Annotated in this window: 6 protein-coding genes; 3 read left to right on the top strand and 3 right to left on the bottom strand. The window is 64.6% G+C overall.

Going from position 1 to position 6,954, the window contains the following annotated elements:
• On the top strand, positions 1–555 hold a 555-nt coding region (locus tag WA944_RS01740), incomplete at its 5' end, for a winged helix-turn-helix domain-containing protein (protein ID WP_526370046.1).
• Complete coding sequence (locus tag WA944_RS01735) at positions 552–1,697, top strand: sensor histidine kinase (RefSeq protein ID WP_526646169.1); 1,146 nt, start codon at positions 552–554, stop codon at positions 1,695–1,697. The genes WA944_RS01740 and WA944_RS01735, both read left to right, overlap by 4 nt.
• 61 nt (positions 1,698–1,758) lie before the next feature.
• Here the strand turns inward: WA944_RS01735 and WA944_RS01730 are convergent, their stop codons facing one another.
• Positions 1,759–2,472 carry a DUF305 domain-containing protein gene (locus WA944_RS01730; protein ID WP_526646167.1) on the bottom strand — a complete coding sequence of 238 codons (714 nt, stop codon included), beginning with the start codon at positions 2,470–2,472 and terminating at the stop codon, positions 1,759–1,761.
• Between the two features lie 219 nt (positions 2,473–2,691).
• On the opposite strand from WA944_RS01730, the gene WA944_RS01725 reads away from it, so the two are divergent.
• On the top strand, positions 2,692–3,105 hold the full coding sequence (locus WA944_RS01725; protein WP_526646165.1) for a DUF302 domain-containing protein: 414 nt from the start codon (positions 2,692–2,694) through the stop codon (positions 3,103–3,105).
• A 36-nt stretch (positions 3,106–3,141) separates the two neighbouring features.
• Here WA944_RS01725 and WA944_RS01720 read toward each other — a convergent pair whose 3' ends face one another.
• Positions 3,142–5,532, bottom strand: a complete 2,391-nt coding sequence (locus WA944_RS01720; RefSeq protein WP_526646163.1) for a heavy metal translocating P-type ATPase — start codon at positions 5,530–5,532, stop codon at positions 3,142–3,144.
• Between the two features lie 781 nt (positions 5,533–6,313).
• On the bottom strand, positions 6,314–6,954 hold a 641-nt coding region (locus WA944_RS01715), incomplete at its 5' end, for a hypothetical protein (protein ID WP_526370043.1).

The following is a 6,954-nucleotide window of genomic DNA, read 5'->3' as shown; positions in this document are numbered from 1 at the left end:
CTCGCGTTGCCGGGCATCGACGGCGTGGAGGTATGCCGCCAACTTCGCACGTTCTCCGATGCCTACGTGGTGATGCTGACCGCACGCGATACCGAAATGGACACCATCGTGGGCCTGTCGGTCGGTGCCGACGACTATGTCACCAAACCTTTCAGTCCCCGCGAACTGGTCGCGCGGATCCGCGCCATGTTGCGCCGGCCTCGCACCGTCGCAACGCCGACCAGTGCTGCGACCGCGGCCGACGAACCCCCGCCGCGGGCCTTCGGGCCGTTGTCCATCGACGTTGCGGGCCGACAGGTATTCATCGACGACGAACCAGTTCTGCTCACCCGCACCGAGTTCGACATCTTGGCCGCGTTATCGTCGCGACCGGCCGTGGTCTTCAGCCGCCGCCAACTCCTCGAGGCCGTCTGGGGAGACTCCTGGGGCGGAAACAAACATCTAGTCGACGTCCACATCGGACATCTGCGCCGCAAATTGTCGGATGACCCCGCCGGTCCCCGCTACGTGATCACCGTCCGCGGAGTCGGATACCGAATGGGAAGCGGCCAATGAGGACAGACACGAGCATTCAACCCAGGTCGCGGCGCAGTCCTGGAGTCGGGGCGCGACTCCTGCTGGCGCAAGCCTTGGTGCTCCTCGCCGGCGGCGCAACCACCGGGGTCGTCGCCGTCATCGTCGGTCCACCGCTGTTCCGAGAACACCTGAACCGCGCCGGACTTCCTCACTCATCCAATGAACAGTTCCATGCCGAGGAGGCCTACCGGTACGCCACCGCAATCTCCGTCGCGGTGGCGATCGGCGTAGCCGCATTGACCGCGCTGGTTGTGACCTGGTATTTCAGCCGTCGCCTGCAGCGCTCTATCGCCGAGGTCGCATCGGCCGCCACTGCAGTCGCCGACGGCCGCTATGACATCCGTGTGTCGCCGCTGCGCTTGGGGGAGGATTTCGGGAACCTGTCCCGCGCGTTCAATCGGATGTCCGAACGGCTCGAATCGGTCGAGACCACCCGGCGCCAACTCTTCGGTGACCTCGCCCACGAGATTAGGACACCCGTCTCGGTACTCAAGGCCTACATCGAGGCCGTCGAGGACGGAGTGAAAACCCTTGACCCCGAGACGGTTGCCGTGCTCAACGATCAAGCCAGCCGGCTGGTGCGCTTCTCCGATGACTTCGCCGCGCTCGCTCAAGCCGAGGAAGGTCCCGGCGCGGTCACACCGCAGTGGATCGACCCCCAGGCCGCGATCGTCACCACCGTGTCTGCCGCAGCCGACCGATACGCGGAGAAGGACGTCGCGCTGACCTTCGATGCCGCGAACCCGCTGCCCGAGGTGTGGGTAGACCCTCTGCGCCTCGCACAGGTGATCGGGAACCTTCTCGACAACGCTCTGCGCCACACCCCCGCGCGAGGCCGCGTCGAGGTCGACGCGGCGGCAAAGCCCGGCGAAGTGATCATCACCGTGCGCGACAATGGTGATGGCATCGCTGCCGAGCACCTCCCGCACGTGTTCGAACGCTTCTACCGCGCCGATGTGGCCCGCGATCGAAGCCACGGCGGCGCGGGGATCGGGTTGGCCATCGCCAAAGCACTCACCGAAGCCCACAGCGGCCGCATCACTGCGGCCAGCCGCGGACCAGGCCTGGGCAGCACCTTCACCATCGAGCTACCCGCACGCACGGACCGCCATGACCACTAATCGAACTCGACAACGCTGTCATGAAACATGACTCGCGCGACACGCAGCCATGCCCTGACTTCTACAACGAGGCCAGGATCTTGTTCATGGTGTCGATCTCCTGCTGCTGGCTGGTGACGATCGAGCGTGCCAACGCGACCGTATCGGGGAACTGGCCGTCCTTGATCTCATTCTGCGCCATAGTAATTGCACCCTCGTGATGCTTGACCATCTGCGTCAGGTACAACTTGGAGGCTTCCACCCCCTGGGCGTTTTGCAATGCGGCCATGTCCTCCTCGGACATCATGCCCTCCATCCCCGGCATATCACCCATACCGGGCATGCCCGGCATTCCAGGCATCATCGACTGAGTCGGCGTACCGGATTCGCTGGGCGCGGCACTGGCGCTGGGCATCCCACTGTGACCGGGCATGTCGTCCATCCCGGGCATCATCGGCATCGTGGACATGCCCCACTGCGTGAGCCAGGCCTGCATCTGTTCGATCTCGGGCCCCTGAGCAGCTTTGATCTGCTTGGCCAGGTCCACCACTCGCGGGTCGATTCCCTGCTTACCCAATAGCATGTCGCTCATCTCGATGGCCTGTTGGTGATGCGGGATCATGTGCTGGGTGAACATGGCATCAGCCTGATTGTGGGCTTCGGTGGCCGATGTCGACGAGGGCGCCGACACCGACGACGACGAATCTCCCTGCGTAGTGCTGGTATCACTACATGCACCAACGGTGACCAGCGCCGCCAAGGTGGCCGCACCGACGGCCAGCGTCTTCCTCTTCATCACAACAAGTCCCTTCCTGGGTCTCACGGTCGATGCGGCTGCAGCGCGCCCAGTTGACGCGCGGGTATCCCGACCTGTCTTCGAGCATTCGCGCCGCCGGTATGGCCCGACTAGTCGTTCTATGAAGATTCGATAAAGAACGGCAACCGCCCTTGGCGTCGGGAGGTCCGCGGCGCAGCCTTGGCTGTGTTCGCCCCACAGGACCATTGAGAGGACCGCATGACCATCGCACTGTCGACAGCGCTGCACACGTCGTTCGCCGACGCCGTTGCGCGCACCCGAGCCGCCCTGACAGAGCAGGGTTTTGGCGTCCTGACCGAGATCGATATGAAGGCGACGCTCAAGGCGAAGCTGGGCGAGGACATGGAGGAGTACCTCATTCTGGGCGCCTGCAACCCACCATTGGCTCACCGGGCAGTGAATGTGGACCGTCAAATCGGCCTGCTGCTGCCCTGCAACGTCGTTGTCCGAGCCGACCGTGCAGACGACACCTCCGTCATCGTCGAGGCGATGAACCCGCAGATACTGGTCGAGGTGACCGGAGAGCCGGCTTTGCGTGACGTCGCCGACGAAGTGACGCGAAAGATGCAGGCCGCCATCGACTCACTTCAGACTGCGGCCGCACCCGCCTAGTCCCTCAAACACAGAACAGCGACGGCACGCGGAGCGTCACGACTTGGCGCCCGCCTCCGCTGACGCCGGTACGGGAAGCTTCAATCTCTTCAGCATCAACGCATTGACGGCCACGATGAAGCTGGAACCTGACATCGAGAGGGCAGCGATCTCGGGCCGCAGCACCAAGCCGAGCGAAGGTACGAAAACCCCAGCCGCGATGGGCAATGCGATCACGTTGTAGCCGACCGCCCATCCAAGGTTCTGCCGCATCTTTCGTAGCGTGCCCCGTCCAATCCGCAGCGCGATCGCGACGTCGAGCGGGTCTGATCGCATCAACACCAGATCTGCGGTTTCGATGGCGACGTCGGTGCCTGCACCGATCGCCACGCCGAGATCAGCTTGGGCGAGCGCCGGTGCGTCGTTGACGCCGTCGCCGACCATGGCGACCTTCTTGCCCTGTCGTTGCAATTCAGCGACCTTGGCTGCCTTATCACCTGGCAGCACCTCGGCGATGACCGTGTCGATTCCCAGTTGCGCGGCGATGCGATCGGCAGTGGCCTGATTGTCGCCACTGAGCATGACCACCTCGACACCGAGGTCGTGCAGCGCGGACACCGCTTCGGCAGACGTCTCGCGCACAGCGTCCGCCAAGGCGATGACACCGACTCCCCGGCCGTCGACGCTTACCAAGACCGCCGTGCGTCCGCTGGCGGCGAGTTCGTCGCGGCGTTGCATCAACACGCCGAACTCGACGTCCTCCTCGACCATCAGCTTGCGATTGCCGACGGCAACGCGGCGCCCATCTACCGTCGCGACAGCTCCGTGACCGGGCACGTTACGGAAACCAGTCAGTGACGCCGAAGCGATCCCGTGCGCGGCCGCGTAACGCACGATCGCCCCCGCCAGCGGATGCTCGGACTCAGTTTCGACCGCAGCCACCATGGCGAGTACTTGATCCTCTGGAATGCCGTCGACGACGACGTCGGTCACTTCAGGCTCGCCCTTGGTCAACGTGCCGGTCTTGTCCATGACGACGGTATCGATGCGCGCCGACGTCTCCAGCGCGGTCGCATTCTTGAACAACACTCCCCGCTTGGCGCCCAACCCGGTGCCCACCATGATCGCGGTCGGAGTCGCGAGTCCCAGCGCATCGGGACAGGTGATGACCACGACGGTGATGGCGAACAGCAACGCGGTCTGGACACCGGCGCCGACCGCCCACCACACTAGGAAGGTGGCAGTGCCGCCGATCAGCGCCACCAGAACCAGCCAGAACGCTGCCCGGTCGGCGAACCGCTGCCCTGGGGCTTTGGAGTTCTGCGCTTCCTGAACCATCGCGACGATCTGTGCCAGCACCGTGTCGGAGCCGACCTTCGTTGCCACGACCCGCAACGTGCCGGTGGTGTTGATCGAGGCGCCAATCACCTTCGAGTCCGGCGCCTTTGACACCGGCAGGCTTTCCCCGGTGACCATCGACTCGTCGACGTCTGACGTTCCCTCGGCCACCGTGCCGTCGACGGGAATCTTGGCACCTGGGCGGATGAGCAGGAGGTCACCCACTGCCACCTCGGCGGTGGGAGTTTCCACCGGCTCACCGTCGCGCAGCACAACTGCCACCGGGGGCGCCAGCTCGAGCAGGGTGCGAATTGCATCGTTCGCGCCACCGCGAGCTCGCATCTCGAACCAGTGCCCCAACAGAACAAACGCCGTCAGCACCGAGGCGGCCTCATAGAACACCTCACCGCCGCCGGTCAGCGTCACCCCGAGGCTGTAGAGCCAGCCTGCGCCGACCGCCACGGCAACGAGCACCATCATGTCCAAGGTGCGGGCCCGTAGCGCTCGCCAGGCACCGTCGAAGAAGATCCACGCCGAGTAGAAGACGACCGGCAGGCTCAGCAACAGGGTGAACACGTCATCGCGGAGCCCGAACGGCGCAGGCACGGTGAACCCGAACATGTCGCGGCCCATCGGCGACCACAGCATGATCGGGATCGACAACGCGAGCGCTACTAGGAATCGGTTGCGCATATCGCGGACCATGTGATCCATCGACATGCCGGCGTGTCCGCCGCCGTGACCCATCGCTTCTTGCGGAGTTCGTGCCGGCGCGGCCTCATGCGCATGCACCTCCCCGGCTGTCGGCGACGGAGCCGACGTTGGCTGCTCGTGCAGGGTGGCCGATGGGTGGTGATGGGGCTCGGACATCGGATCGCAGACGTGATCTGGCACCGACCGCCCCGCGCAGTGGAAGCCGCAGTCACGTATCCACCCGGCCAGGTCAGCGACCGAGGTCGTCGTCGGGTCGTAAACAACTGTCGCCGTTTGATTTACCGCATTGGCTTCGACCGAAGTCACGCCCGGACGTCTAAGCAGAGTGGCCTCCACCACCGCCGTCGAACTTGCCCAGTTCAATCCGTGTACGTCGAGAATCGTCGACTTCGTCATAGCGTCTCTCGTTCAGTGTTACCGGAGCGGCTCCGATGTCCTGCGACCTGCGCTGTCCTCGCCATCCCCATCCCGCATCCGTCAGGCTAGTCATCTCAATCACTCACCCTTCCGGTGATCGATAAGCCTGCAGTGCTGGTTCGACAAAGATTCGATGAAGATTGCGCGCAACACGCAACGAAAATTTCCTGTGGCCGAGACGAAAGCCAGCATGACGGCCCACATGGCCGCGCGGGCTAGGAGACTCAGGTGCGCTCGGCGACGTTCAGATGTGCTGCCCGCCGTGCTTCACCACTACAGCGAAACTCGCCCCCAGCCGGAGGATGTCCCAAAGTAGCCAGCATCGCCGCCGGTGCCTGCGGTGTCGCCTCTCTGTCATGAGCCCCCACGCCATCGAGACTACGCGCGCTGCCAGCCGCCGCAGCGTCGGGAAAGTTCGTAAACAACGTGTTGCGACACCGCCCGCTACGGCCACGTACCGCCGCCCAGCCTGCCCCCAGCCGACACACCAGCCACGCCCCTCCAGGTGAGGGCCAGACTCACCACGGCGTGGGCTGGTCGCCAAGCAGCGCTGCCTGCACCGCGGCGGATCCCAGCCGTGCCGCACCGCGTCGCGTTATGGCACCGATCGTTCGCGCCGCACGCCGCGACTATCGAAGCGCCGCAACGCATAGCGGCCACCGGGGCGCATCCGCTCCTTCTGTCGCTCTGGCGGCCGACCTTATCTGGGATGACGCCAGCCTCGGCATGTCGCTTTCGGGGTTGTCAAGACGCCCGTCCCTCAGCCGCGAACAAGTCGCCACATGCCCCACCATGCGACGGGAGCAAGAGCGAGGACTGTCCACATTCCAGGGACGTAGGCAGTGATTCCGCTGGGGTTCAGCCAGGGAAAGACGGCGAAGTGAGCGAGTTCAGTCAGACCCATGGAGGCGAAGAATGTCCAGGCCAGGTAACGACCTAGGGGGTGGTTGCGGCGCATCAGGATGGGTGTCAGCAGCCAAGCGCCAACCGACACCGCGACGAGCAGCAGGACTGGCAGGGATGTCGCGGAGGGTTTGGAGGTTCCGGTAACCGTCGCCAGAAACGCGAAGAACTCCATCTGCTTTTCTTCGACGCGGTGAAGTAGGAAGAGGCTCAACGCAATCCAGAATGGCATTCGGACATCTGCCCAGAGCCCGCCGGCGGGGAAGAACAGCCACAGCAGGAGGCCGCCGGCAAATCCGGCGGTGAAGATCGTCATTGTCAGTAGGTCGAAGGCCCACCATCCCAGGCCCAGCGTCACAGCGGTGATCCCCGTTGCGGCCGCGACAGCCCAGCGGGGTCGTTCCGGCAGGCGTTTGGTAAGCGGCGCCGTCGGTTTCATCTGTTGGTGAGGGCGGCGAGGTCGTCGGGAATGGGCATGGGTGTCATGAGGCCGGCCGT

The sequence above is a fragment of the Mycobacterium sp. genome (assembly GCF_049683355.1).
In the GTDB taxonomy this organism is placed as follows: domain Bacteria; phylum Actinomycetota; class Actinomycetes; order Mycobacteriales; family Mycobacteriaceae; genus Mycobacterium.
The sequence above is the reverse complement of the archived record's forward strand: the minus strand, read 5'-3'. Positions and strand labels throughout refer to the sequence as shown.

What these genes read in the sequence shown, in the direction of transcription:
- WA944_RS01730 (WP_526646167.1), bottom strand. Translation starts at nt 2,472, where the DNA reads ATGAAGAGGAAGACGCTGGCCGTCGGTGCGGCCACCTTGGCGGCGCTG.
- WA944_RS01725 (WP_526646165.1), top strand. Translation starts at nt 2,692, where the DNA reads ATGACCATCGCACTGTCGACAGCGCTGCACACGTCGTTCGCCGACGCC.
- WA944_RS01720 (WP_526646163.1), bottom strand. Translation starts at nt 5,532, where the DNA reads ATGACGAAGTCGACGATTCTCGACGTACACGGATTGAACTGGGCAAGT.
- WA944_RS01735 (WP_526646169.1), top strand. Translation starts at nt 552, where the DNA reads ATGAGGACAGACACGAGCATTCAACCCAGGTCGCGGCGCAGTCCTGGA.